The following is a 25,797-nucleotide window of genomic DNA, read 5'->3' on the forward strand; positions in this document are numbered from 1 at the left end:
GTCTTCTGCGCATGTGGGCGGCGCTGCAGGGATTCACGACGATCGGCATCGTCGTCGCCGTCGGATATCTGCTGGCCCGCACCCGGGTCACCGGCCGCTCGGCGCAGAAGGTGCTGGGCGACGTGGCGTTCTACGTGGGCCAGCCCGCCCTGGTGTTGGTGGCCGTGGCGGGGGCGGACCTCGACCTGCTGATCGGCCCCCACGTGCTGGCCTTCGGGCTGGCCTGTGTCCTCACCGGCCTCGCCTTCTCCATCACGATGGTGCGACGGTGGGGCGCCACCCGTGCGGAGGGTGCCGTCGCATATCTGGCCACGAGTTACGTCAACGCCGGCAACCTGGGCATCTCCATCGCCGCCTACGTGCTGGGCGACGCAGCGTGGGCCGCACCCGCGATGCTGCTCCAGGTGCTGATCCTGCAACCCACTGCGGTGGCGGTGCTCGAGTCGACGCCGGCGGGCCGTGGCCGTTCGGTGGTCCGCAGCTTCCTCACCCATCCCCTCGTACTGGGGGGAGTCATCGGCCTGGCGCTGAACCTCAGTGCGTGGCAACCACCCATCGTCCTCTGGGATCCCCTGGTGCTGATGGCAGAGCTGGGTATTCCCGCCATGCTGCTGGCCTTCGGCATGTCGTTCCACTCCACTCCCCTGCCCGCCCTGAACAGGCTGCCCCGGCTGACCGTGGCCGCCATCGCGACGAAGTCTTTCGTGGTGCCGGGGGTGGCACTCGGCCTGTCCCTGCTGTTCGGCCTCACCGGCACGCCGCTACGCGCCGCCGTCGTCCTGGCAGCGCTACCCACGGCCCAGGTCGTCTTCGTGCACGCCATGCGGTACCGCACCGCCCTCCCGCTGGTGCAGGCGACGACCCTGTGGACCACTCTGCTGAGCGTGCCGGTGATCGTGGCCGCCGGTGCCTTCCTCACCTGAACAGATACACTGGCGGAGCCCCATCCCCCTCGCAGCACCAGGAGAGCCGTGTTTGATCCCACCACCTGGGACGCCCCGTTCGCGGTCGTGGTGGTGGCGCTCTTCGGGATCGTGATGCTGCGGGCCAACGCCACCTACTGGTTGGGGCGCGGCATCGCCGCAGGGGCCCGGCGGACGCGGCTCGCCAAGCTGATGGAGTCGCGGCACTACGCCACGGGGGCCCGCTGGCTGAACCGGTGGGGCGCTCCCGCGGTGTCCATCTCGTTCCTCACCATCGGGATCCAGACCATGGTCAACCTGGCCGCGGGTGTCACGCGGATGCCGTTGCGTCGCTACCTGCCCGCCGTCACCCTCGGCTGCATCATGTGGGCCTTCCTGTACGGCACCATCGGCATGATCGGCTTCAAGGCGATCGGGATCCTCTGGACCCGTTCCCCCTGGCTCGTGCTGGCCGTGGCTCTCGTGGCCGCCGCGCTGGTCACCTGGATCGTGCGTCGACGCGACGTGGCCCCCGACGCTGCGACACACTAGGGGCCATGACCCAGCCGCGCCCCACCTCGATCGTCGATGCCGGCTTCTACGTCGACGGGCGGCGGATCGCGTCGCCCACCACGTTCGACCAGAGCTTCAACCTGCTCGACGAGCACGCCCACGGTTTCGTGTGGATCGGCCTGTACCGGCCCACCCACGCTGAGATGGCGCTGTTGGCCGAGGAGTTCAAGCTGAGCCCCCTGCTGGTCGAAGACACCATCACCGCACATCAGCGGCCCAAGTTCGAGCGATACGGCGACACACTGTTCCTCGTGCTCCACGCCGCGAGGTACGTGGACCGCACCGAGACGGTGGACTTCGGCGAGGTGCACGCCATCGCCGGCGACCGCTTCGTCATCACGGTGCGCCACTCGGAGACACCTGACCTCACAGTTGTCCGGCGCGACCTCGAATCGGCGCCGGAGACCCTGGGGATCGGGCCCAGCGTGGTGCTGGAGCAGCTCCTCGACAACATCGTCGACGATTACGGTCCGGTGGTGCTCGGCATCGAGAACGACATCGATGAGATCGAAACCCAGGTGTTCAGCGGGTCGGCCCGGGTGTCGCGGCGCATCTACCAGTTGTCACGCGAGGTGATGGACCTCCAGCGCGCGGTACGCCCCCTGAAACCCATCCTCGACTCCGTGCGCCGCGACAGGGTGTTCCTGATGGCCGGCGAGCACCGCCGGCAGGAACTGCGCGACATCGAGGATCACGCCATCCATATCACCGAGCACGTCGAGGTGCTCCGCGAGACGCTGAAGGGCACCCTGGACCTCAACATATCGCTGCAGACGCAGCGGCAGAACGAGGAGGCCAGGAACATGACCTCGGCCAGCCTGAAGCAGACAGAGGACTCACGACGCATCGCGGCATGGGCCGGTGTGCTGTTCGTGCCCAGCCTGGTGACGGGCACCTACGGGATGAACTTCCACACCATGCCCGAACTGGACTGGCCGTTCGGCTACCCGTTCGCCCTGCTCCTCATGGTGGGCACGGGCGTCGCGATGTACCTGGTCTTCAAGTCCAAGAAGTGGCTATAAGGCCTGGTTGAGCTTGCGCGCTGCGCCCTTGTCGGCCGACTGCGCGAGCATCCCGTAGATCTTCAAGGCCGTCGACACCGCACGCCGGCGCTGTTCCGCCGGCTGCCACCCCTTCGCGTCACGCGCGGCGCGCCGGGCGGCGAGGGTCTCGTCGTCGACCTCGAGGTGCAGCGAGCGGTCCGGGATGGAGATGGTGATCTTGTCGCCGTCCTCGATCAGCCCGATGGCGCCGCCGCTGGCGGCCTCCGGCGACACGTGCCCGATGGAGAGGCCCGAGGATCCGCCGGAGAAGCGGCCGTCGGTGATCAGCGCACACTCCTGGCCGAGGCCGAGCGCCTTGAGGTAGGACGTGGGGTACAGCATCTCCTGCATGCCGGGACCGCCCTTGGGTCCTTCGTAGCGGACGATGACGATGTCGCCGGGCTTAACCACCTTGCCGAGGATGGCCTCCACAGCCGCGTCCTGCGACTCCGTGACCACCGCGGTGCCGGTGAAGTGCCACTGCGATTCCGGCACGCCGGCGGTCTTGACGATGGCGCCGTCGGGCGCGAGGTTGCCGGTGAGCACCGCCAGTCCGCCGTCGACCGTGTAGGGGTTGGCGGTGGAGCGGATGCACCCGTTGTCGGAATCGGTGTCCAGGCTCTCCCACCGGTTGGTGCTGGAGAACGCCTCGGTGGTGCGGACCCCGCCGGGAGCCGCGTGGAACAGCTCGATGGCCTCCGGCTTCGTCTTGCCGCTGCGGATGTCCCAGTCGTCTAGCCACTGCTGGAGCGTCGGGCTGTGCACGGAGGTGACCGCTTCGTTGAGCTTGCCGCCGCGGTGCAGTTCGCCCAGGATCGCCGGCACGCCGCCGGCGCGGTGCACGTCCTCCATGTAGTAGCGCTCGGAGTTGGGCGCCACCTTGGCCAGGCACGGGGTGACCCGCGAGATCGCGTCGATGTCGGCCATGGTGAAGTCGACGTCGCCCTCCTGGGCCGCGGCGAGCAGGTGCAGCACGGTGTTGGTGGAGCCGCCCATGGCGACGTCGAGCTTGATGGCGTTCTCGAACGCCGGCTTCTGGGCGATGGACCTGGGCAGCACCGAGTCGTCGTCGTCCCCGTAGTACCGCTGGCACAGTTCGACGATGAGGCGCCCGGCCTCCTGGAACAGGCCCTTGCGCGCCGCCGCGGTGGCCAGCGTGGAGCCGTTGCCCGGCAGCGCCAGGCCGATGGCCTCGAGCAGGCAGTTCATCGAGTTGGCCGTGAACATGCCGGAGCAGGAGCCACATGTGGGGCAGGCGTTCTCTTCGATCCGGCCCAGTTCGGCGTCGCTGACGTTGGGGTCCACCGCAGCGACCATGGCGTTGACCAGGTCCAGCGAGCTCTCGACGGTACCGCCGTCCTTGATGACGGCCTTGCCGGCCTCCATGGGGCCGCCGGAGACGAACACTGTGGGGATGTTCAACCGCAGGGCGGCCAGGAACATGCCGGGTGTGATCTTGTCGCAGTTGGAGATGCACACCATGGCGTCGGCGCAGTGCGCATTGACCATGTACTCGACGGAGTCCGCGATCAGCTCGCGGCTCGGCAGCGAGTAGAGCATGCCGTCGTGGCCCATGGCGATGCCGTCGTCGACGGCGATGGTGTTGAACTCGCGGCCCACGCCGCCCGCTTCCGCGATGGACTCGGAGACGAGCTTGCCCATGTCCCGCAGGTGCACGTGGCCCGGCACGAACTGGGTGAACGAGTTGACCACCGCGATGATCGGCTTGCCCCAGTCGTTGTCCGTGACGCCGGTGGCACGCCAGAGCGCGCGGGCGCCTGCCATGTTGCGGCCGTGGGTGGTGGTGCGGGAGCGGAGCGCCGGCATGGTGTGGATACCTCCAAGGGATTTGTGCTCACAACACAATAGCGGCCCGCTCCGCGGGCTCAGCTTGCTGTACGTACCGTGAGCAATTGGATGGGGTCGTCGGGCCACACGCCGCGCGAGTTCAGGGGGTGAGTGCAACAGATCTGAAGGGGATGTGTTGTGTCGGTCGCGGAGAAGCGTGGGGTTGCCCTTGCCGGGTTGGCTGAGGGGCTCAGTGCGCGAGAAGTCGCACGGGGGTTGGGTATCTCGCCTGGGATGGTGTGGAGGTGGGCCAAACTCGAGGGTGTGAAGTTGCAGCATGGGCGGCTCGGGGGTGTGCCCGAGCTGCGGCCGCGGGCGGCGCGGGAGCCGCGTCGGGTGCCCGAGGGGGACTGGGTCGATTGCAATGGCAGGCTGACTCAGGCGGGTCGGATGGTGATCGCGATCCGGCTGAGCGAGGGACGTGGTGACACGTGGATCGCTGCCGAGTTGGGGGTGGCCCGTTCGACGGTGTGGCGGGAGCGTCAACGCGGATCCGTTGAGGGTAAGTACCGGTGGCGTCCCGCGCAGACACGTGCCGACCAGGCCCGGAAACGGCCGAAGCCTGGGAAACTGGCCCCTGGTAGCGCGGTGCGTGCTGAGGTGGTCGAGCGGTTGAAGCGGCGTGATTCTCCCGAGCAGATCTCGGGCCGGTTGAAACTCGAATTCCCTGACCGGGAGGACATGTGGGTGAGTCACGAGACGATCTACCAGGCGCTCTACATCCAGACCGCCGGGTCACTGCGTCACGAATTGACGGTTGACAAGGCGTTACGTCAGGGCCGCAGCAAACGTCGACCGAGATCGAAGCTGCCTGCTAAACCCCGGGGCTGGATCGGGGAGGACGCGGTCCTGGCGAAACGTCCCGAGGAGGCTGACGACAAGCGGGTGCCAGGCCACTGGGAAGGTGACCTGATCATCGGGTCGGATCTACGCTCCGCGCTGGTCACCCTCGATGAGCGTCACAGAGGGTGTCAGATGGTTTGTGTAAGGGGTGGCTCCTGACAAGGAAGCAGACACACTGATGACCATGACCACCAAGGAAGACCGTGAAGACCGGCGACGTGCCCAGAGGGAAGGCGTCGCCGCGCTGGAGGCCTCCGGTGCGCTGGATGACCTGTATGCCCGCATCGATGCCGGTGAGGTCCAGCTCGAGGGCAAGGACGGGCTGATCCAGCAGCTGATCAAGGCCGGCTTGGAACGGGGCCTGCAGGCTGAACTGACCGAGCACGTCGGCTACGACAAGGGCTCCGCGGAAGCGCCCGCGTTCCCGAACTCACGCAACGGCTCCTTCTCCAAGAAGGTCTCGACCAGCGCCGGCGACGTCGAGCTGGCGATCCCAAGGGACCGGGATGGAACGTTCACCCCGATGCTGGTGCCGAAGGGCTCCAGGCGCCTTTCAGGGCTTGATGACATGATCATCAGCCTCTACGCCGGCGGGATGACGGTGCGTGACATCGAGCACCATCTGGTCTCCACGATCGGCACTGAGATCAGCCGCGAGACGATCTCCAAGATCACCGACGAGGTCGCCGATGAGGTCCTGGCCTGGCAGCAGCGGCCGCTGGACTCGTTCTATCCGGTGATCTACCTCGACGCGATCATGGTGAAGATCCGCGACGGCGCCCACGTGCGGAACAAGGCCGCCCACATCGCCGTCGGTGTCGACATGGACGGCATCAAGCACGTGCTGGGGATCTGGATCCAGGCCACGGAAGGGGCGAAGTTCTGGGCCGGGGTGTGTGCACAGCTCGCGAACCGGGGCGTCAAGGACGTGTTGATCGTGTGCTGCGACGGGCTGACCGGGTTCCCCGAGGCGATCGAGGCCACCTGGCCGCAGTCGACGGTCCAGACCTGTGTGGTCCACCTGATCAGGGCCGGGATGCGGTTCGTGTCCTACAAGGACCGCAAAGCCGTCGCGGCAGCGTTGAAGCCTGTCTACCAGGCCGCTGACGCCGACGCCGCGAGGGCGGCGCTGGACGAGTTCTCCGCCTCGCCGCTGGGCAAGGGCAACCCGAACACGGTCCGGGTCTTCGAGGACGCCTGGACGAAGTTCATCCCGTTCCTCGCGTTCCCGCCGATGCTGCGCAGGGTGATCTACACCACAAACGCGATTGAGTCGCTGAACTACCAACTGCGGAAGGTCACCAAGAACCGAGGCCACTTTCCTTCCGATGACGCCGCGGTCAAGCTGCTGTGGTTGGCGATCTGCAACATCGAGGACAAACGAGCCCGTGACCGGGCCAAGGAGAAAGGACGACCCCGAGGAGCCAAGCGCAACGCTGAAGGCCGCCTCGTCGAAGGACAGGTGACCACGAACTGGAAACAGGCCCTGGCTCAACTCGCCATCGCCTACCCCGACCGCATCAACCCCCACCTCTAAACCAACCCCCGGAGACCACCACTTACACAAACAACTTGACAAGCTCGCGTCACACGAAGTACACGATGATGCGGCGGGTCTGTGTCCATGACACCTTCACCGTCACCGACATCCTCACGATCATGGCCCGAGAGTTACCCGCTTCGCTGTGGCGCTCGTTGACCTGGGACCAGGGCGTAGAGATGGCCGCCCATCACCGATTCACCGACGAGACCTCCTGCAAGGTGTACTTCTGTGATCCCCACTCCCCGTGGCAGCGTCCCACCAACGAAAACAGCAACGGACTCAAGCGTCAGTACTTCCCCAAGGGCACCGACTTCACCCGTGTCACCGACGCAGAAGTCGCCGCGGCCGAGTACGAACTCAACACCCGCCCCCGGAAGGGCTTGGATTACGAGACCCCTGCTGAGAAACTGGCCAAACTAGTTGGTGTTGCACCCACCGATTGAATCCGCCCCGGGAAAACGGCTCGGAACCACACGTGACCCCACCCAATTGCTCATGATCCACTCAGGCGAGGTCGATCCAGCGCGACTCCATCGGCTCGAGGTCCAACTGCAGCGCAGTGACGTCGCCGTCGGAGACAAGGCCACCCACGCGGCCGGACACCGCCGTCGACGTCGCGACGGTGAGGTTGTTCATGACGGAGGCCCTGCCTGCGTCGGGGAACACCGCAATCTCGACCCCGGGGTTCGACGGGATCCAATGGGCGTCGAAGTCGTCCTCGCGGCCGGCGGCCCAATAGATGGCGCGGTGCAGCAACCGGGCGTTGTCGTGGCTGTAGGGCAGCCCAGCGGCGTAGACGGCCCGGCCGTTGCCGGTCTCCTTGGCCGCCAGGTCGACGGACTTATCGGTGAGGCGCAGGATCCGGGTGTCGTCGTTCAGGGCGAAGATGTCGCCGGCCCCTTCGCCCACGTCGACCTTGGTGGAGTCGTCGAGGTGGGCCGTGATGAAGTGCTGGGGCTTCTCCACCGGGTAGCGGTCCGTCGACTGGCTGAGCCCCAGTTCCTTGTCGACGCCGAAAACGTCGGACAGCTGGAAGAAGGCCCCGTTGGCCAGCACCGCGGTCGGTTCACCCACACCGATGAGGCCGCCGCCCTGGTGGACGAACCGGCGCAGCGCCACGGCCAGCGATTCGTCGAGCCATTCGCTGCCGCCCGAGAACGCCGTCTCCGCGGCGCCGACGTTCAGCACCACGTCGAGGTCGGCCAGCTTGCCGTCGCGGGCCTCATCGAAGCTGACGAACTTCAGGTCGAACGGGAGCCCGGCGAGGGCCTCCATGACGCCGAGGTAGGAGTAGATCTGCTTGTACCAGAGCGCGTGCGCCACCATGTGCGTCTGCCAGGTGCGCAGGCTCCCCCAGGCGTTGAGCACGCCGATGCGGATGGGCGCGTTCTGGGGACGCTTGCCCTGTCCCTCGTCGTGGATGGAGCGGAACTCGTCGCAGATCTGTTCGATCCGCGCCATGAAGTCGGGGAACTGCACCACCAGCGACAGGTAGCCGCCGTATCCGATGCGGTCCAGCGGCGTGCGCGCGATGGCGCGTCGGGCCAGCAGCCAGCTGTCGTTGGCCTCTCCGAGGGGGTCGCCGCCCGGGCGGAACACGTCGGGGAAGAAGTACGGGAGGAACCTGCCCTCGGTGAACTTCACGCCCGGGATGTCCGAGATCATGCGGCAGGTGACAGAGGATCCGACCGAGCCCACGACACCGTCGATCCCGGTGCCGGAGAACAGCTCACCGTACGGTTCGGTGCCCATCCAGTTGTCGCCGAGGAACATGAGGGCTTCCTTGCCGTACTCGTGCACGATGTCGACGAGTTCCTTGACGCGGGAGCAGACGAAGCGGGTGGTGAACTCGATCCAATCGCGGAACACCTTCGACTGCACCCGGAAGGGCGAGTTGTAGTAGCCCTGGTCGATGAAGTCCTCGGCGCGCAACCGGTAGCCGTACTCCTCCTCGAAGGCCTCCATCGCCATGGGATTGACGGAGGTGGAGTAGCCGAACCAGTCGACGTACTTCTCCTTGCCGAGGTCGTTGAAGACGAGCGTGAAGTGATAGAAGAACGTGGTGAAGCGCACCACGTCGACCTCCGTGCGCTCCTCACACCACTGGCGCAGGGACGACTTCATGAACTCCCACGCGACGGGGTGCCGGGCGTCGTAGCCGACCTCCCGCACGCGTGACTCGTCGTCCCACCAGTTGTTGGTGATGTAGTTGTACATCTGCGTGGAGTCCCAGACCTGCCAGGCCAGGAAGTTCACCGTGTACACGTGGAAGGGCACAGGCTCAGCGACGGTGACGGACACGTCGGTTCCCTGCCCCTCGACAGTCCAGCCGTCCACCGGCACGACCTCGCCGGTGGTGCGGTCGATGACCTCCCACCAGCGCTGCACATGTCCCTGGTCCGGCTCGACCTGGAGCTCGTAGTAGCCCTTCATGATGTCGATGGACAGCGGACCCTCGGCCGGAGCGGAAACGCGCTCACTCATCAGATAGAAGCGTGGGCGGGCGTCGAGGTTGGCTTCGGCAAACGCCTGCCGACCGCGTGCCGGGAAATACGTCTCGTAGACCTTCACCCCCAACTGGGGTGTGATCTCAGGCAGCCAGGTCCCGTCCGAGTTGCGCACGGCGTCGGCGCCGAGCCGTGCCAGGATGCCGGGCAACTGGTCGTCCATGCCCTGTTCGATGGGAGGGTCACTCGCCCCTTTGCGTTCATGCAGAGTCCTTCGCAGATGTGTTGGTAAAGCGGTGTAGGTCGGAGACGAGTCTGGCACCGACGTGAGCGGTTCCGCACGTTGCGTGCAGACGCGCCGTCCACTCTGCGCGATTGCTCACTCCCCGACGGCGACGGGCCTCTCGGTGCCGCAGTACTGCGACCATGAACCCGGGTACAGGCGGCCCCGCCCGAGTCCCGCGTACTCCATCGCAATGAGGTTGTGACAGGCGGTGATACCGGACCCGCAATAGGAGATGGTCTTCGCCGCATCGTCGATCCCGCGGAAGCGTTCGCGCAACTCCTCCGGGCTGAGGAAACGGCCATCCTCCGTGAGGTTGTCCGTGAGCGGAAAGCTACGTGCACCGGGAATGTGTCCGGCCTTCGCGTCGATCGGCTCGGTCTCGCCACGGAAACGCTCAGCACCACGGGCATCGATGACGATGGACCCGCGCGCGGCCTCCTCGATGGTGGCCAGCGCCTGGTCCGGCCACGGCCTGACGGTGAAGGTGGCATGAGCCGGGTCGGGGACCACCGTGGTGAGTTCCCCGTCATAGGCGGCCATTCCGCCGTCGAGCAGGGCTGCGTCGCGGCCCAGCATGCGCAGGAGCCACACCAGGCGTCCGGCCATCGACCCCCCCGCGTCGTCATAGGCCACGACGGTGGAGTCGTCGCCGATCCCGACGGCGGCGAGCCCATCGGCGAAGCGCTGCGGGGTGGGCAACGGATGCCGGCCCAACTCAGCCGTGGGGGGATCCGCCAGCACCTCGTCCATCGGAACATGGACGGCGCCGGGAAGATGGCCGTGCTCATAGGCCAGGGCGCCGGAGCGACCGTCGAGGTAGTGCCGCACATCCGCGAGCACCACGTGGGGATGGGCCTGGAGCCAGGCCACGTCGACTACTGGAGGAATCACGCGTCCAGCGTAACGTGGCTGAAGTCTGGCAACATTCCGTTCTCCAGCCCCCACCGCACCGCCTGGGAGCGCCGTTCGACGCCGATCTTGCGGTACGCCGAGCGGATATAGGACTTCACCGAGTTGATGCTCAGGTAACTGCGGCTCGCGATGTCCTGGTTGGTCAGGCCGCGGGTGATGAGCGCCAGGACTTCCGATTCCCGCGCCGTGAGGCCGAAGTGGGCCCCCGGCCAGGCGAGGTCCTCGGGCGAGGTGAGCGTGTGCCCGTCGTGGTCCGGGTTCGGCTCCGAGATCACCACTTCGCCGCGGGCGATGGCCTCGAGCGACTCCACCAACTGGGCTGCGGATATCGACTTGTCGAGGTACCCCCGGCACCCTCTGGCGACGGCCTGCGCCGCGAGGTCCGGATGCATGGTCCAGGTGTAGATCACCAGCGCCCCCGTCCCCCTGCCGCCGATCAGGGCCTGGATGTCGGGGTCATCCTCGTGGTTCTGGCTGAACGTGTCGTAGAGGGTGACATCCACGGCTTCCTCCACGTGTTGACGGGGACCCATGTCGACGACCTCGACCCGATCCTCGTAGGGCGCGAGCATGCTACGGAGGCCATGCACGACCACTTCATAGTCGTTGAGGATTGCGATACGCAGTCGCTTGTCAGTCACAAGGGGTCAATATACGCAGCAGACTGTGCAAAAGGCGGTAAACGCCGAGAAAATCGCCTTGACTAGCATTTTTGCCTCATCCCAAAAGGTGAGGCGGGGGGTCCGGCTGCCCTCACAGGGACCAGCCTAAGCCCGACCCACACGCGGACAGGGCCGCCCCGGACGTGTCCGGGGCGGCCCTGGGGTCAGCATCGTGTTGGTCAACTGCAACCGCTGGTGGAGCCGCAGCCCTCGCAGACGTAGCAGCTGCCCGACGGGCGCATCTTGGTGCCGCAGGTCATGCACAGCGGCGCGTCGATCGCCGCGACACCCATAGCCTCCATCAACTCCGCCGTCGTGTGCGCGTCGATCAGCGAAGGCTGACGGGCGCCGTCCACGTTGAAGTCGTCGAACTCGTCGTTGCGGAGCTGCTCGGCCTCGGGCATCCGGGCCTCATCCTCCTCCGACAGGTAGCTGCCGGTCTCGACGTAGCGGGCGCGCTCACCGGCGGTGTAGATGCCGAGCTCGGCGCGGTCGTCGAACGTGAGGTAGTCCAGGGCCAGGCGGCGGAAGATGTAGTCCATGAAGGACTGCGCGATGCGGATGTCGGGGTCGTCCGTCATACCGGCGGGTTCGAACTTCAGGTTGGTGAACTTCTGCACGAAACTCTCCAGCGGCACGCCGTACTGCAGGCCGATCGACACTGCGATGGAGAACGCGTCCATCACGCCGGACAGCGTGGAACCCTGCTTGCCGAGCTTGAGGAACACCTCGCCGAGGCGGCCATCGTCGTAGGCACCCGACGTCATGTAGCCCTCGGCACCGCTCACAGAGAAGCTCGTGGTGCGCGAAGCACGCGACTTGGGCAGGCGGCGGCGCTTGGGACGGTACTCGATGCGCACCTCGGGCTGCGGGGCTTCCTTCGCCTCGTCGACGGTCTTCTTCTTGCCGTCGGAGAGGGGCTGGCCGACCTTGCAGTTGTCGCGGTAGACCGCGAGCGCCTTGAGACCGAGCTTCCAGCCCTGCAGGTAGACGTCCGCGATTTCCTCAACAGTGGCGTCCTCCGGGAGGTTGACCGTCTTGGAGATGGCGCCGGAGAGGAAGGGCTGCACGGCCGCCATCATGCGCACGTGACCCATGGGCTTGATGGCCCGGGTCCCCATGGCGGTGTCGAAGACCTCGTAGTGCTCGGCGGCCAGACCTGGAGCCCCGATCACGTGACCGTGGGTGCCGATGAACTCGACGATGGCGTCGATGTCCTCCGACTTGTAGCCGAGACGCTTGAGCGCGCGCGGGACCGTCTGGTTGACGATCTGCATCGAACCGCCGCCGACGAGCTTCTTGAACTTCACGAGCGAGAAGTCCGGCTCGACGCCGGTGGTGTCGCAGTCCATCATGAAGCCGATGGTGCCGGTGGGCGCCAGCACGGAGGCCTGCGCGTTGCGGAAGCCGTTCTTGGCGCCCAGCGAGACCACGTGGTCCCACTCGCGGGTGGCGACGGCATGCAGCTGCCGGTCGTCTGCCAGCACGCGCAGGTCGTCGTTGGCCGCCTGGTGCTTGCGCATCACGCGCTGGTGGGCCTCCGCATTGACGGCGTAGCCGTTGTACGGGCCGACGATGGCGGCGAGCTCGGCCGAGCGGCGGTACGAGGCGCCCGTCATGACCGACGTGATGGCGGCGGCGGTGGAGCGGCCACCATCCGTGTCATAACCCTTGCCCATGGCCATCAGCAGTGCGCCGAGGTTGGCGTAGCCGATGCCCAGCTGGCGGAAGTTGCGGGTGGTCTCCCCGATGGACTCGGTGGGGAAATCCGCGAAACAGATCGAGATGTCCATCGCGGTGATGATCAACTCGACAGCCTTGACGAACGTCTCCGCGTCGAAGGTGCCGTCGGGCTTGAGGAACTTCAGCAGGTTGAGCGAGGCCAGGTTGCACGACGAGTTGTCGAGGCTCATGTACTCGGAGCAGGGGTTGGACGCCGTGATGGGGCCGGTCACCGGGTTGGTGTGCCAGTCGTTGATGGTGTCGTTGTACTGGATGCCGGGATCCGCACATTCCCAGGCCGCCTTGGCCATCTTCTGGAACAGGTCGTTTGCGTCGACCTCCTCGATCACCGAGCCGTCGCTGCGGGACCGCAGCCCGAAGGAGGCACCGTCCTCGACGGCGGTCATGAACTCGTCGCTGACGCGAACGGAGTTGTTGGCGTTCTGGTACTGCACCGAGGTGATGTCCTTGCCGCCCAGGTCCATGTCGAACCCGGCGTCACGCAGGGCGCGGATCTTGTCCTCTTCGCGCGCCTTGGTCTCGATGAACTCCACGATGTCCGGGTGGTCCACGTCGAGCACCACCATCTTGGCGGCCCTACGGGTGGCGCCGCCGGACTTGATGGTGCCGGCCGACGCGTCGGCGCCGCGCATGAAGGACACCGGGCCGGAGGCGGTGCCGCCGGAGCTCAGGAGCTCCTTGGACGAACGGATGCGGGAGAGGTTGAGGCCGGCGCCGGAGCCGCCCTTGAAGATGAAGCCCTCTTCCCGGTACCAGTTGAGGATGGACTCCATGGAGTCGTCGACCGAGAGGATGAAGCAGGCGCTGACCTGCTGCGGCGAGGGGGTGCCGACGTTGAACCACACGGGCGAGTTGAAGGAGAAGTACTGGTTGAGCAGCATCCACGTGAGTTCGTGGCCGAAGATCTCCGCGTCGGCGTCCGTGGCGAAGTAGCCGTAGTCGGCGCCGGCCTTGACGTAGCTCGTCACCACCCGGTCGATGAGGGTGCGCAGCGAGTCTTCCCGCTGGGGGGTGCCGACGGCGCCACGGAAGTACTTCGTGGTGACGATGGTGGAGGCGTTGACGCTCCAGGACGACGGGAACTCCACGCCGTGCTGCTCGAAGACGGTCTCACCGGTTCGCCAGTTCGTCTGCACCACGTCGCGGCGGTCCCACTCAACTTCGTCGTACGGATGCACGCCCGGCTTGGTGAAGACGCGGTCGATGACGAGACCCTTGGCCTCTGTGTCCGAGGACTTGCGGCGGGAGGCCCGCGCTGCGGTCGCTGTCATGGTCAAAACCCCTCTGATTCTCTTGCTGCGTTTGATTCGATGTGAAGCTGATGTGTTGCTCAGCCGAGGAGCGGCTCTTGGGCGGTGAGCTGCTGGAAGGCAGCTCCGCCCTCGGGTGCCGGCTTCCTGGTGGTTGCGCTGAGGCGCAGGGCGTCGATCTCGCGTTGGAAATCGTCGACCGATTCGTAGTTCTTGTAGACGCTGGCGAACCGGAGGTACGCGACGGAGTCGAGCTCCTCCAGTGGGCCGAGGATGGCCACGCCGATCTGTTCCGAAGGGATCTCCGCCTGGCCGGAGGCCCGGAGGGACTCCTCCACACGCTGGGCGAGAGCGGCCAACTGCGCCGGTGTGACGGGACGACCCTTACAGGCCTTCGACACGCCGCGCATGACCTTCTCGCGGCTGAACGATTCGACGACGCCGGACCGCTTCACCACCGTCAGGATGATCTGTTCGATCGTGGTGAACTTGCGCTCGCACATGGGGCACATGCGACGACGCCGGATGGCGGAACCGTCGTCTGTCGCGCGCGAATCCGACACCTTGGTGTCGCAGTGGCGGCAGAACGGGCAGTGCACTGTGCGGGCCTTCCTCAAGCGATGGAGCGAGTGGACAACAGTGCCACACCGGAGCGGTTCCTCACAAGTGGCGAATCACGTTCGAATCACAACTTGTAGGGGAATCACATCAGTGCAACCACTAGATGTAGGGATCACACTAGGCGCGGCCCATCACGAAAGCAAGAGACACGCCGAGGGGAATTCGGCGTGTCCCAGTAGAGGAATCAGGGCTGCGTGACGTGGGCCCATGCGGGGTCACCGGCGACGTACGCCACCGCCGGATCCGGCGACACGAAGCCGTCCACTAACTGAGCGGCGGAGACGGCGCCGCCAGCCAGTGCCAACAGCGACACCACCGCGACCTTGACCGCGAGCCACGCGGAACGGCGCTCCGGGCTCACGACACGGCACGAGGCAGCGGCGCCCGTGCGGCCGGGGCCCACCGGGCGGGCAGGACTGAGGCGGGGCAGATGGAGATCAGGGCGGCCGGCCGGGGACACGGTGACGACCCGACGACCGGGCGTGCCGACGATCTGGAAGCGAACTGCGCTCGACGTGGTCATGACTGACCTCTTTCATTCCTAGAACAAGTGTTCGATTGAAACGCTACCCCATGTGCGGATCAGATTCAAACATTCGTTCGAAGCGTGGTGTGCGCCACGGGATTTCGCGACGTGAACCATTCAACACGTCCCCTCTGACAAAATTCGTCGACCATCGACACGCCTACGCATTTCGAACACCTGTTCCAGCTAATGGCTACCATGGGGGCCATGGCTGACAAGACGAACCGCCCGCGCCGTGGCCGCCCGAGCAACGCAGAGATCGAGGCACAGCTCGCAGGCTTCCCCATCCCCGACGGACCGGATTACGGGCTCTCCCGCAGGCAACTGGCGCTGGTGCACGTGATCAAGGACGCCATCGAGGACCTCGGCTACCCGCCCAGCATCCGCGAGGTGGCGGACAGGGCCGGGCTGGCGTCGACGTCCTCAGTGACCTACCAGTTGCGCATGCTGGAGCAGAAGGGCTTCATCCGCCGCGACCCGAACCGGCCGCGTGCCGTCGTGCTGACCCTGCCGGACGTGTCCAAGCTCCCCGAGGAACTGGATTCGGCGCAGGGATGGGATGCGCGTCCCTCGGCGGTTGCCGCCCCCGTGTTGGGCCGGATCGCGGCCGGAGGGCCGATTCTGGCCGAGGAGCACATCGAGGACGTGTTCGCGCTGCCGAAGCAGATCGTCGGCGACGGCCAGCTCTTCCTCCTGGAGGTCAAGGGCGACTCCATGATCGATGCGGCGATCTGCGACGGTGACTGGGTGGTGGTACGCCAACAGAAGGACGCCACCAACGGCGACATCGTCGCCGCGCTGCTCGACGACGAGGCCACCGTCAAGACCTACAAGCTGCAGCAGGGCAAGGTGTGGCTGCTGCCGCACAACGAGCGCTACTCCCCCATCGACGGCACCCACGCCAGCATCATGGGCAAGGTCGTGGCGCTGCTCCGCAAGGTGTGAGCCCCGGTAGGTCACTCAATGTCGCCGCGGAGGCGGCGGAGTGCCGACACGGCCACGTCGCCATCCGTGGTGGCCCAGAAATCAGGTAGCGACGCAGTGAGGAAGGATCCGTACCGCGCGGTGGCCAACCGTGGGTCGAGCATGGCCACCAATCCTCTGTCCTCGGAGCGCCGGATCAGCCTTCCGGCCCCCTGGGCCAGGAGCAGTGCGGCATGGGTGGCGGCCACACTCATGAAACCGTTGCCCCCCGCGTCGTCGACCGCCTTCTTCCTGGCCTGCATCAGTGGGTCGTCCGGCCTCGGGAACGGGATCTTGTCGATGATGACGAGCTGGCACGATTCGCCCGGGACGTCGACACCCTGCCACAGCGACATGGTGCCGAACAGGGCGGTGGTGGGCTCGTCGAGGAAGCGTCTGGTGAGCTCTGACAGTTGGGCGTCGCCCTGCGCCAGGATGGTCAGGTCCGGCAGTTCCCGCCTGCAGTAGTCGGCGGCCTGGTCAGCCGCCCTGCGCGAAGCGAACAGCCCCAGCGCCCTGCCCTCCGCCGCCCAGACCAGCTGCGCGATCTCCGCGAGGGTCTTTTCGTGCATCCCGTCACGGCCCGGTGGCGGCAGCCGGCGGGCCACATACAGGATGCCCTGTTTGCGGTAGTCGAACGGCGAGCCGACGTCGATGCCGCGCCACGCGAACTCGTTGTCCCCCTCTTCCTCGGCCTCAAGCCGGTCCGCCGCGCGCAGCCCGACGGCGCCCGCAGCCGGTTCGAACGCCCCGCCCAACGTGAGCGTGGCAGAGGTCAGCACGGTTGGCCCTTGGCCGAAGACCTGGTCCCTGAGGAGGCCCGACACGTTGAGCGGCGCCACGTACGCGGCGCGCCCCATGATGTCGGACTCTGTCACCCAGACCACGTCCTGGGGTTTCAGAGCGGCGATCCGCTCCGCGATGTCGAAGATCTCCCTGACCGACGAGGTGGCCTGTTGACGGTCCGGGTCGTCGGTCACCTTGCCCAGCGCGCTCACCACACGACGAGAAACGTCGCGCAGCGCTGCCGCAGCGTACGGCAGTGGCGCGGAGGACTCCGTGATGCGGGTGAGTTCTGATTCGTCCAGGGCCTCGCGCAACGTGTCCACCTGGTCGAGGAAATCCACGCCGAGGTCGTCGTCGAGCCAGGTGAGTGCCCGCCGGGCGGCGCGATCCACGATGCCCGGGGTCAGTTCATCCGTTGCCGCGGTCGTGATGCGGCTGACCAGTTCGTGCGCCTCATCCACGACGAGCGCTGCGTGTTCCGGCAGCGCGGTGCCACCGTGCATGGCGTTGATGGCCAGCAGCGCATGGTTGGTGACGATGAGATCCGCGTCGCGTGCAACCTCGCGGGACTTCTCGACGAAGCACTCCGCCCCGAAGGGGCAGGCCGACACCCCCAGACACTCCCTCGTGGGGATCGACACCTGCGACCAGCCGCGGGCGGTGTGGGTGGGCGCGTCGTCGCGGTCTGCCAGGCCGCCGCTCTCCGCCTGGCCCTCGATCCACTCGCGCAGCGCCAGCACCTCGGCGCCGAGCCTGCTCACATCGTCGGCCTTCGACTTGGCCGCTGCCTCCGCCATGGCTGAGGCGCCGATCAGGGAATCCTGGTCCAGGTCTGATCCCTGACGGGCCCGGTAGAGGCAGGCGTAGTTGGTGCGGCCCTTCAGGATGGCCGCCTTGGGCCGCTGGCCCGTGACCTCCTCCACGGCGTCGAGCGCCGTGGGGATGTCCTTGGTCGCCAGTTGGGCCTGGAGCGCCAGGGTTGCCGTGGCCACGACGACGACCTCGCCGGTGTTCACGCTCCGGGCGAGCGCGGGTGCGAGATAGCCGAGCGACTTGCCGGTACCTGTCCCCGCCTGCACGAGGAGGTGGGTGTCATCCTCGAACGCCGCCGCCACTGCGTCTGCCATGGCCTGCTGACCGGGGCGCGCCTCGCCCCCGATGTCGCCGACCGCAGCCGCCAGAATGGCTACGTGATCAGTCACGGACGAACTCGGCCAGCTCATCGGCAAGATCAGGGCGCACCCGCGCGCTGATCAGCGTGCCGTCGCCGGTGTGCTCGAGCGAATCGATCACGGCCGTCTTGTGGACCTTGTCCACCAGGTCTCCGCGGTTGTAGGGCACCAGAGCGGTGAGCGCGACCTCCGGACGCGGGAGCCGCTCCTCGAGCGCCTCTCGCAGCGCCTCGAGGCCGCGGCCCGTCCGCGCCGAAATGACGACGGCTTCCGGGTGCTTGGCGCGCAACGCCATGATACTGGCGGCATCCGCGACGTCCGCCTTGTTGAGGACCAGCAGTTCCGGCACCGAGGCGGCGCCGATCTCCGACAACACGGTGCGGACGGCCCTGATCTGCCCCTCGGGATCCGGGTCTGCGGCGTCCACCACATGGAGCAACAGATCCGCCTGGGCCGACTCCTCCAAGGTGGAGCGGAACGCCTCGACGAGGTCGTGCGGGAGGTGGCGGACGAAGCCGACGGTGTCAGTGAGGGTGAACACGCGGCCGTCGTCGGTCTCCGAGCGACGGGTGGTGGGGTCCAGGGTGGCGAACAATGCGTTCTCCACCAGCACCCCCGCCCCCGTGAGCCGGTTGAGCAACGACGACTTGCCGGCGTTGGTGTACCCGACGATGGCCACCGAAGGCACCTGGTGACGACGCCGCTCCGCCCGCTTGGATTCCCGGGTGGCGTCCATTTCGCGGAGCTTGCGGCGCAACTGCGAGATCCGGGTGTGGATGCGGCGGCGGTCTGTCTCGATGCGGGTCTCACCGGGGCCTCGGCCACCGATACCTGCACCGCCGGCGACGCGGCCACCCGCCTGGCGCGACAGGTTGCCGCCCCAGCCGCGGAGGCGCTGCTTGAGGTACTGCAGCTGGGCCAGTTCGACCTGGGCCTTACCTTCGGCGCTCTTGGCGTGCTGGGCGAAGATGTCGAGGATCAGTGCTGTGCGGTCCACCACCTTGACCTTGATCCGGTCTTCGAGGTTTCGCAGCTGCGCGGGTTCGAGCTCGCCGTCGCAGATGACGGTGTCTGCGCCAGCGGCGCGCACCACCTCAGCGACCTCCAGCACCTTCCCGCGGCCGATGTAGGTTGCCGGGTCCGGGTGGGAGCGACGCTGGACCAGCGCGTCGAGCACCTCTGAGCCGGCGGTCTCCGCCAGCAGCTTGAGCTCGTCCATCGCGTTGTCGGCGTCTTCCTGGGAGCCGGTGGTCCAGACGCTGACCAGCACCACGCGCTCCAGCCGCAGTTCCCGGTACTCGACCTCGGTGATGTCCTCGAGTTCGGTGCGCAGGCCGGCGACGCGGCGCAGCGAATGTCGCGCGGCCAGGTCTTCCTGTTCGCCGTCGTAGTCAGGCTCCAGCTCGTCGTCGTCGTAGCCGAGCAGGTCGTCGTCAGAATTAGTCATCGTCTGCTCATTCTTCCAGCCCAGCGCCTGACAACCAAGGGACGGGCACGGGCTGTGGATAAGTCAGATCCAGAATTCCCCGCGCCCGATGATCACCGCAGGCCCGGTCAGGCGGGCCGCGTCGCCGGCGAAATCGACCGTGAGGTCGCCGCCCGGGACCGTCACGTCGACGCTGCCGTCATGCTGGGCGCGCTTGCGATAGGCAGCTGCGGTGGCCACGACTCCGGTGCCGCAGCTCTGTGTCTCCCCCACGCCTCGCTCGAAGACGCGCATGGACAGCTTGCCCGGCTCGTCGACCCGGACGAACTCGACGTTGACGCCCTCGGGGAAGGCGGCGGCGGGTTCCCACGTGGGGGCATCGTGCAGGTTGAGGGAGTCGAGGTCCTCGTTCCGAAGGAACACCACGGCGTGGGGGTTGCCGACATCCACCTTCATCGCCGGCCACTCGCGCCCGCCGAGCCGGACGATGACGTCCTCGTCGGACACGGTCGCGTCCCCCATGGTGGTGCGGATCAGGCCGTGCCTGGCCACTTCCACCCGACGGAGACCCGCCCGGGTGGCGACGTCGAACTCGCCGTTGTCCACCAGTTGCTCGTTGATCAGGTGGCGGGCGAACACGCGCAACCCGTTGCCGCACATCTCGGCGATGGATCCGTCGGCGTTGTAGTAGTCCATGAACCAGAGCGAGCTGTCGCCCTCCCAGCCGCGGATGCTCGACGCCCGGACCACGCGGATCACGCCGTCGGCGCCGATGCCGCTGTGCCGGTCACAGACCATCTGGATGAAGTCGGGATGCATCTCGTGCATGCCGTAGGAGTCATCCAGGATGATGAAGTCGTTGCGGGTGCCGTGACCCTTGTGGAAACTGAACCGACGCATCACGCCCTCCTGAGTTTCACAAGTCTATCCCTGTGAGCACGCTTTGGACCGCGGCAGGGGAGGTTGCGTCCAGCCACGTGATGCGGGGATCGCGCCGGTACCAACCCAGTTGGCGCCGGAAGAACCGTCTGGTGGCCCGCTGCACCTCGGCGCGGGCCTCCGCTTCGGTGAGTTCGCCGTCGAGGAAGGCGACCACCTGTCGGTAGCCGATCGCACGGATCGCTGTGACGCCGTCGCGCAGGCCGCGCTCCAGGAGGGCCGAGACCTCCTCCACGAGGCCCTGTTCCCACATCTGTTCGACGCGCAGGTCGATCCGCCGGTCCAGCTCCGCCCGGTCCAGGTTCAGCCCGAACTGGTGCACGTCCTCCAGTTCGTAGGTCCATTCGGGGATGACAGGGGCATGGCCCCCCGTCAGTTCGAGAACCTCGAGGGCCCGGACGATGCGGCGGCCGTTGGCGGGCTCGATGGCGGCCGCCGACTCAGGCGCCAGTTCGGCGAGCCGACTGTGCAGCGCGTACGGCCCGACCCGGTCGAGTTCCTGCTCCCAGCGGGCCCGGACGTCCACGTCGGAAGCCGGGAACTCGAAGCGGTCGGTGATCGCACGGGTGTAGAGCGCCGAGCCACCCACCAGGATCGGGATGACCCCCCTGGCGCGGAGGTCGGCGATCGTGGCGCGGGCGAGCCGCTGGAAGTCTGCCACCGACGCCCGTTCGGTGACCTCCGCAATGTCGATGAGGTGATGGGGCACCTCCCGCCGCTCCTCGACGGTGGGTTTGGCCGTGCCGATGTCCATCCCCCGGTAGACGAGCATCGAGTCTGCGTTGACCACTTCGGCGGGATGCCCGCGCTCTGCCAACGCCAGCGCGAGATCGACGGCGAGGCCTGATTTGCCTGTGGCCGTCGGGCCGACGAGAACGATCAAGGGAAGGGACACGCCCCCAGTCTGCCAAAAGCCTGACGCGCGGGTCTCCGGGGTGTGCATGATGGGGACCTCACCCCACCACCCGAAGGACATGACATGGGACTCTTCGACAACCTCGATGACCTGGCCAAGCAGCACGAGACGCAGATCGAGGAGGGCATCGAGCGTGTCGGCGACTTCGTCGACGACAAGACCGACGGCAAGTACGCCGGTCACGTGGACAAGGCGCAGGACTTCGGCAACGACCAGCTCGACAAGCTCACGGGCGACCAGCCCAGGCGCCCGGCCGACCAGCCCAGGCGCCCAGCCGACCAGCCCTGATCAGTTGCAGCCGGTGGCGGCGGGCAGTGGCGCGGGCTTCTCCAACGTGGGCATGCCCAGCCCGACGCCCGCCGGCCTGGCGCCTCCCTGCGCCGCCTCCCACGCGTCCCCTCCGCGGGTACGCCTGAGGTTGGTGGGCAGGAGGTCCGAGTTCAGGTGGTGCGGCGCCGCATGCGTGATCGACACCGTGGCGATGTCGCCCGGCCGGGGCCGCAGCGCCGGGTCCTCCGGGACCGCCACGTGGACCAGGCGGTTGTCCCGCGCCCGGCCGCTCATGCGGTGGGTCTCGGCATCCTTGCGGCCCTCACCGGTGGCGAACATGACCTCGATCTCCTGGCCGGCGAACGTCTTGTTCTCCTCCCAGGCCAGGTCATTGACCAGATCGACGAGGCGAAGGTAGCGCTCCTGCACGATGTCCTTCGGCACCTGGTCAGACATGGTGGCCGCAGGCGTGCCGGGGCGGATCGAGTACTGGAAGGTGAACGCGGCGGAGAACCGCGAGCGCCGCACGACGTCCATCGTCGCCTGGAAGTCCTCTTCGGTCTCGCCGGGGAATCCCACGATGATGTCGGTGGTGATGGCGGCGTGCGGCATGGCCGCCCTGACCCGGTCGAGGATGCCCAGGTAGCGCTCTGCCCGGTAGGAGCGACGCATCGACTTGAGGATCCGGTCCGAGCCGGACTGCAGCGGCATGTGGAGCTGGGGCATCACGTTGTGGGTCTCGGCCATGGCCTCGATCACGTCGTCGGTGAAGTCCTTGGGGTGGGGCGAGGTGAAGCGCACGCGCTCCAGACCGTCGACGGTGCCGCAGGCCCGCAGCAACTTCGCGAAGGCCTGCCTGTCGCCGAATTCCACGCCGTAGGCGTTGACGTTCTGGCCGAGCAGGGTGATCTCCTGGACGCCCTGACTGACCAGCATCTCGATCTCCGCGAGGATGTCGCCCGGGCGGCGGTCGGTCTCCTTGCCCCGCAGGGCCGGCACGATGCAGAAGGTGCAGGTGTTGTTACAGCCCACGGAGACCGACACCCAGGCCGAGTAGGGCGATTCGCGGCGCGTCGGGAGGTTGCTGGGGAACGTCTCGAGGGCTTCCTTGATCTCGATCTGCGCCTCGCGCTCCACCCGGGCCCGCTCCAGCAGCCTGGGGAGGGAACCGACGTTGTGCGTACCGAAGACGACGTCCACCCACGGCGCCTTCTTCAGGATGGTGTCGCGGTCCTTCTGCGCCATGCAGCCGCCCACGGCGATCTGCAGCCCGGGGTGGACGGCTTTGATGCTGGCCATGTGGCCGAGGTTGCCGTAGAGGCGGTTGTCGGCGTTCTCGCGCACGGCGCACGTGTTGAAGACCACGACGTCGGCACCGGCGCCCAGCGCGTCGTTGCCCGGCGCGGCGCGGTGCATCCCGGCCTCTTCGAGCAGGCCGCTGATGCGTTCGGAGTCGTGGACGTTCATCTGACACCCGTAGGTGATGACGTGATATGTGCGCGGATCAGTCATAGCCCGACCATGTTACCCATTAGGGTTCGAGACATGAACATCCTGCCTACCGGCCAACAATTCCTCATCGAGTCCGGGCCGTACACCGCGGTCGTGACCGAGGTGGGCTCGACGCTGCGCAGCCTCACCCGCGACGGCGTGGAGTTGATGCACACGTTCCCTGAGGACGGGTCACCCAGTTCCTCCATGGGACGCCAGCTGGTGCCGTGGCCGAACCGCATCCGCGACGGCCGCTACACGTTCAACGGTGTGGAGCAGCAGCTCCCGATCAGCGAGGTGCCGCGGAACAACGCCATCCACGGCCTCGGCTCTGACCACGCGTGGCGGCTCCTGAGCCACGACCCCGACGAGGTGGTGCTGACCACCGTCATCTACCCGCAGGCTGGGTGGGACGGCGTGCTGGAGGTCGAGATCAGTCACGCGCTGGACGACGGCGGGCTCACCGTCTCTGTGACGGCGCGCAATGCGGGGCAGCAGGCGCTCCCCTACGGCTACGGCACCCACCCTTACCTGGCCGTCGACACCACCGCCGTGCTCACCTCGCCGTTCCCCTCTGAACTGGCCGTCGACGACCGGCTGCTCCCGGTGGAACTGACCGACGTGACCGCTGAGCACGACTTCCGGGAGCCCCGGGAAATCGGCAGCACGGAGTTCGACAGCGCGTTCCGGATCGACGAGGGCCCGTGGGAACTGACGGTGGCCGACGGCACCCGCACGATTGCCATGTGGGCCGACGCGACGCTTCCGTGGTGCCAGATCTACGTGCCCCCGACGCGCAATGCGATCGCCGTGGAGCCCATGACCTGCGCCGCCGACGCGTTCAACGAAGGCCCCACCCACGAATCGCTCATCGTGTTGCAGCCCGGCGCCGAGACGACGTCGCGCTGGGGCATCCGGGTGGACGCCGTCGAGAACTGATCAGTGGGCGGTCTCCGTGGCGCGGGACTCCCGCACCACGGTGATCCGGATCTGTCCCGGGTAGCTCAGGGTCTTCTCGACCTCTGCGGCGATGTCACGGGCGAGCCCGTGCGCCCCCGCGTCGTCGATGTGGTCCGGTGAGACCATGACGCGAACCTCGCGCCCGGCCTGCATGGCGTAGGCGCGCACCACACCTTCATGCTTCGTGGCGATGTGCTCGAGGTTCTCCATCCGCTCGACGTAGGCCTCGAGCGACTCGCGCCGGGCACCCGGACGGGAGCCGGAGATGGCGTCTGCTGCCTGCGTAAGCACCGCTTCAACCGTGCGCGGCTCGACCTCGTTGTGGTGCGCCTCCACCGCATGAGCGATGTCCTCGTGCTCGCCGTACTTGCGCAGCAACTCCGCCCCGATGATGGCGTGCGGACCCTCCACCTCATGGGTGAGCGCCTTGCCGATGTCGTGCAGGAAGGCGGCCCGCTTGCAGACCGTCACGTTGAGCCCCAACTCCGCCGCCATCACGCCTGCGAGATGGGCACACTCGACGAGGTGCCGCAGCACGTTCTGCCCATAAGAGGTGCGGAACGCCAGCGCCCCGACGATGGGCACCAGATCAGGGTGCAGGTCCACGATGCCCACCTCTGCCAGGGCGTCCTCGCCGGCGCGCAGCACGCGGTCGTTGATGCGGCGCAGGCTGCGCTCGTGCACCTCTTCGATGCGGGCGGGATGGATCCGCCCGTCGGCGATGAGGTCGACGAGCGTGAGGCGCGCGGTTTCGCGGCGCACCGGGTCGAAGCTGCTGAGGAGCACGGATTCGGGGGTGTCGTCGATGAGGACGTTGACTCCCGTGATCTGTTCGAAAGCGCGGATGTTGCGCCCTTCGCGGCCGATGATGCGGCCCTTCATGTCGTCGCTGGGCAGGTCCACCGTGCTCACCACGGACTCCGACGTCTGTTCTGAGGCGACCCGCTGGATGGCGGTGGTGATGACGCGGCGGGCGATCTGGTCCGCTTCGCGCTTCGCCGTCGCCTCGATGTCGCGGGCGATGGAGGTGGCGGTCAGTTTGGCCTGCTTCTCTGCTGCTGCAAGGACCTCCTTGCGGGCCTCCTCGACCGACAACCGGGCGACGCGTTCGAGTTCGAGGGCCAGCCGCTCCTCCTGCGCCTGGAGTTCCTCCCGCTGCTCCCGCAGCTGGATGCGCTGGGCATCAAGCCTCTCAGCGCGGGCGACGAGTCCCTCGGCCTCAGCGGAGAGGCGGTCCTCGCGTTCGTGGAGGCGGGATTCACGACGTTCCTGTGCCGCCCTCGCCTCGCGCAACTCCTGGCGTTGCCCGGCAAGCACGGCTTCCATCTCGCCTCGACGTCGCTCGGCGTCCTCCAAGGCTTCGCGGGCGCGTTCCTCGACGGCGCTGGCCGCTGCCTGGGCTGTGGCCCGCACAGAGGCCACATCATCCTTGGATCGGCGTTCCCAGGTGAGGCGCTCCGCGATGGCTTCGGCCGTCCGGCGCCGCAGGAGGAGGCCCAACACGATGAGCCCGACCAACGCGGCCACTGCAATGATCCAACCGAGCTCGGGCACGGCGCCTCCTCATATCCGGACAGTCCGGCCACAAGCACCGCACAAGGTGGTTGGCAACAATGTCGATAGGGACGACAAGCCCCTGCGGCCAGAAGGCCGCAGCGGCACAGGTGAATGTCTT

General features: G+C 67.1%; 21 protein-coding genes and 1 pseudogene. 9 read left to right on the plus strand and 13 right to left on the minus strand.

From position 1 onward, the window contains the following. The first annotated feature begins 11 nt into the window (after positions 1-11). The 3 genes from ACX1DX_RS05090 to ACX1DX_RS05100 are packed head-to-tail and all read left to right on the plus strand — an operon-like array spanning position 12 to position 2,497. Entirely contained in the window at positions 12-923 is a 912-nt protein-coding gene (locus ACX1DX_RS05090; RefSeq protein ID WP_459397842.1) for an AEC family transporter, read from the plus strand. A 48-nt stretch (positions 924-971) separates the two neighbouring features. Then, positions 972-1,454, plus strand: coding sequence for a DedA family protein (locus ACX1DX_RS05095; protein ID WP_459397843.1), 483 nt, complete (start codon positions 972-974; stop codon positions 1,452-1,454). Between the two features lie 5 nt (positions 1,455-1,459). Next, positions 1,460-2,497 (plus strand): magnesium and cobalt transport protein CorA, encoded by a 1,038-nt coding sequence (locus ACX1DX_RS05100; RefSeq protein WP_076058434.1) that lies wholly within the window; start codon positions 1,460-1,462, stop codon positions 2,495-2,497. Here ACX1DX_RS05100 and ilvD read toward each other — a convergent pair. Beyond that, the gene (ilvD, locus tag ACX1DX_RS05105; protein ID WP_459397844.1) at positions 2,492-4,345 is read right to left on the minus strand and encodes a dihydroxy-acid dehydratase; all 1,854 of its coding nucleotides are present in this window, start codon (positions 4,343-4,345) and stop codon (positions 2,492-2,494) included. The two genes, ACX1DX_RS05100 and ilvD, sit on opposite strands and share 6 nt — an antisense overlap. A gap of 411 nt (positions 4,346-4,756) precedes the next feature. Between ilvD and ACX1DX_RS05110 the strand changes: the two genes are divergently transcribed. The 3 genes and pseudogenes from ACX1DX_RS05110 to ACX1DX_RS05120 form a co-directional block, all read left to right on the plus strand. Then, positions 4,757-5,368 carry an IS30 family transposase gene (locus tag ACX1DX_RS05110; RefSeq protein ID WP_459397845.1) on the plus strand — a complete coding sequence of 204 codons (612 nt, stop codon included), beginning with the start codon at positions 4,757-4,759 and terminating at the stop codon, positions 5,366-5,368. A 25-nt stretch (positions 5,369-5,393) separates the two neighbouring features. Then, positions 5,394-6,746: an IS256 family transposase gene (locus tag ACX1DX_RS05115; protein ID WP_459396963.1), complete on the plus strand. Its 1,353-nt coding sequence runs from the start codon at positions 5,394-5,396 to the stop codon at positions 6,744-6,746. Between the two features lie 41 nt (positions 6,747-6,787). Then, positions 6,788-7,195 (plus strand): annotated as a pseudogene (locus tag ACX1DX_RS05120) (IS30 family transposase); the annotation flags it as partial. Positions 7,196-7,256: 61 nt separating this feature from the next. Here the strand turns inward: ACX1DX_RS05120 and gnpA are convergent. The 6 genes from gnpA to ACX1DX_RS05150 form a co-directional block, all read right to left on the minus strand. Next, entirely contained in the window at positions 7,257-9,422 is a 2,166-nt protein-coding gene (gene gnpA, locus ACX1DX_RS05125) for a 1,3-beta-galactosyl-N-acetylhexosamine phosphorylase (RefSeq protein WP_459397846.1), read from the minus strand. A 156-nt stretch (positions 9,423-9,578) separates the two neighbouring features. Continuing rightward, positions 9,579-10,376, minus strand: coding sequence for a sulfurtransferase (locus ACX1DX_RS05130; RefSeq protein WP_459397847.1), 798 nt, complete (start codon positions 10,374-10,376; stop codon positions 9,579-9,581). Further along, entirely contained in the window at positions 10,373-11,038 is a 666-nt protein-coding gene (locus ACX1DX_RS05135; protein WP_459397848.1) for a response regulator transcription factor, read from the minus strand. Before ACX1DX_RS05135 ends, ACX1DX_RS05130 begins: the two co-directional genes overlap by 4 nt. Before the next feature lie 200 nt (positions 11,039-11,238). Then, a complete protein-coding gene (locus ACX1DX_RS05140; RefSeq protein WP_459397849.1) occupies positions 11,239-14,073 on the minus strand; it encodes a vitamin B12-dependent ribonucleotide reductase in 2,835 nt (944 codons plus the stop codon). Between the two features lie 59 nt (positions 14,074-14,132). Further along, entirely contained in the window at positions 14,133-14,651 is a 519-nt protein-coding gene (gene nrdR / locus ACX1DX_RS05145; protein ID WP_076058428.1) for a transcriptional regulator NrdR, read from the minus strand. A gap of 206 nt (positions 14,652-14,857) precedes the next feature. Continuing rightward, complete coding sequence (locus tag ACX1DX_RS05150; RefSeq protein WP_459397850.1) at positions 14,858-15,196, minus strand: hypothetical protein; 339 nt, start codon at positions 15,194-15,196, stop codon at positions 14,858-14,860. Between the two features lie 210 nt (positions 15,197-15,406). Between ACX1DX_RS05150 and lexA the strand changes: the two genes are divergently transcribed. Then, positions 15,407-16,144: a transcriptional repressor LexA gene (gene lexA / locus ACX1DX_RS05155; protein ID WP_459397851.1), complete on the plus strand. Its 738-nt coding sequence runs from the start codon at positions 15,407-15,409 to the stop codon at positions 16,142-16,144. An 11-nt stretch (positions 16,145-16,155) separates the two neighbouring features. On the opposite strand, the gene ACX1DX_RS05160 is transcribed toward lexA, so the two are convergent. The 4 genes from ACX1DX_RS05160 to miaA form a co-directional block, all read right to left on the minus strand. Continuing rightward, positions 16,156-18,075 (minus strand): ATP-dependent DNA helicase, encoded by a 1,920-nt coding sequence (locus tag ACX1DX_RS05160; protein WP_459398180.1) that lies wholly within the window; start codon positions 18,073-18,075, stop codon positions 16,156-16,158. Between the two features lie 67 nt (positions 18,076-18,142). Continuing rightward, positions 18,143-19,567: a GTPase HflX gene (hflX, locus tag ACX1DX_RS05165; protein WP_459397852.1), complete on the minus strand. Its 1,425-nt coding sequence runs from the start codon at positions 19,565-19,567 to the stop codon at positions 18,143-18,145. A 63-nt stretch (positions 19,568-19,630) separates the two neighbouring features. Further along, positions 19,631-20,446 (minus strand): diaminopimelate epimerase, encoded by an 816-nt coding sequence (gene dapF / locus ACX1DX_RS05170; protein ID WP_459397853.1) that lies wholly within the window; start codon positions 20,444-20,446, stop codon positions 19,631-19,633. A 16-nt stretch (positions 20,447-20,462) separates the two neighbouring features. After that, complete coding sequence (gene miaA, locus ACX1DX_RS05175; protein ID WP_459397854.1) at positions 20,463-21,380, minus strand: tRNA (adenosine(37)-N6)-dimethylallyltransferase MiaA; 918 nt, start codon at positions 21,378-21,380, stop codon at positions 20,463-20,465. A gap of 84 nt (positions 21,381-21,464) precedes the next feature. On the opposite strand from miaA, the gene ACX1DX_RS05180 reads away from it, so the two are divergent. After that, positions 21,465-21,689: an antitoxin gene (locus tag ACX1DX_RS05180; protein ID WP_076058423.1), complete on the plus strand. Its 225-nt coding sequence runs from the start codon at positions 21,465-21,467 to the stop codon at positions 21,687-21,689. Here the strand turns inward: ACX1DX_RS05180 and miaB are convergent, their stop codons facing one another. After that, positions 21,690-23,183, minus strand: coding sequence for a tRNA (N6-isopentenyl adenosine(37)-C2)-methylthiotransferase MiaB (gene miaB / locus ACX1DX_RS05185; RefSeq protein ID WP_459397855.1), 1,494 nt, complete (start codon positions 23,181-23,183; stop codon positions 21,690-21,692). A 33-nt stretch (positions 23,184-23,216) separates the two neighbouring features. Here miaB and ACX1DX_RS05190 point away from each other — a divergent pair, with 33 nt between their 5' ends. Beyond that, the gene (locus ACX1DX_RS05190) at positions 23,217-24,101 is read left to right on the plus strand and encodes an aldose 1-epimerase family protein (RefSeq protein ID WP_459397856.1); all 885 of its coding nucleotides are present in this window, start codon (positions 23,217-23,219) and stop codon (positions 24,099-24,101) included. On the opposite strand, the gene rny is transcribed toward ACX1DX_RS05190, so the two are convergent. Continuing rightward, entirely contained in the window at positions 24,102-25,676 is a 1,575-nt protein-coding gene (rny, locus tag ACX1DX_RS05195) for a ribonuclease Y (RefSeq protein WP_459397857.1), read from the minus strand. Positions 25,677-25,797: the final 121 nt, after the last annotated feature.

The sequence above is a fragment of the Tessaracoccus zhenghani genome (assembly GCF_054552775.1).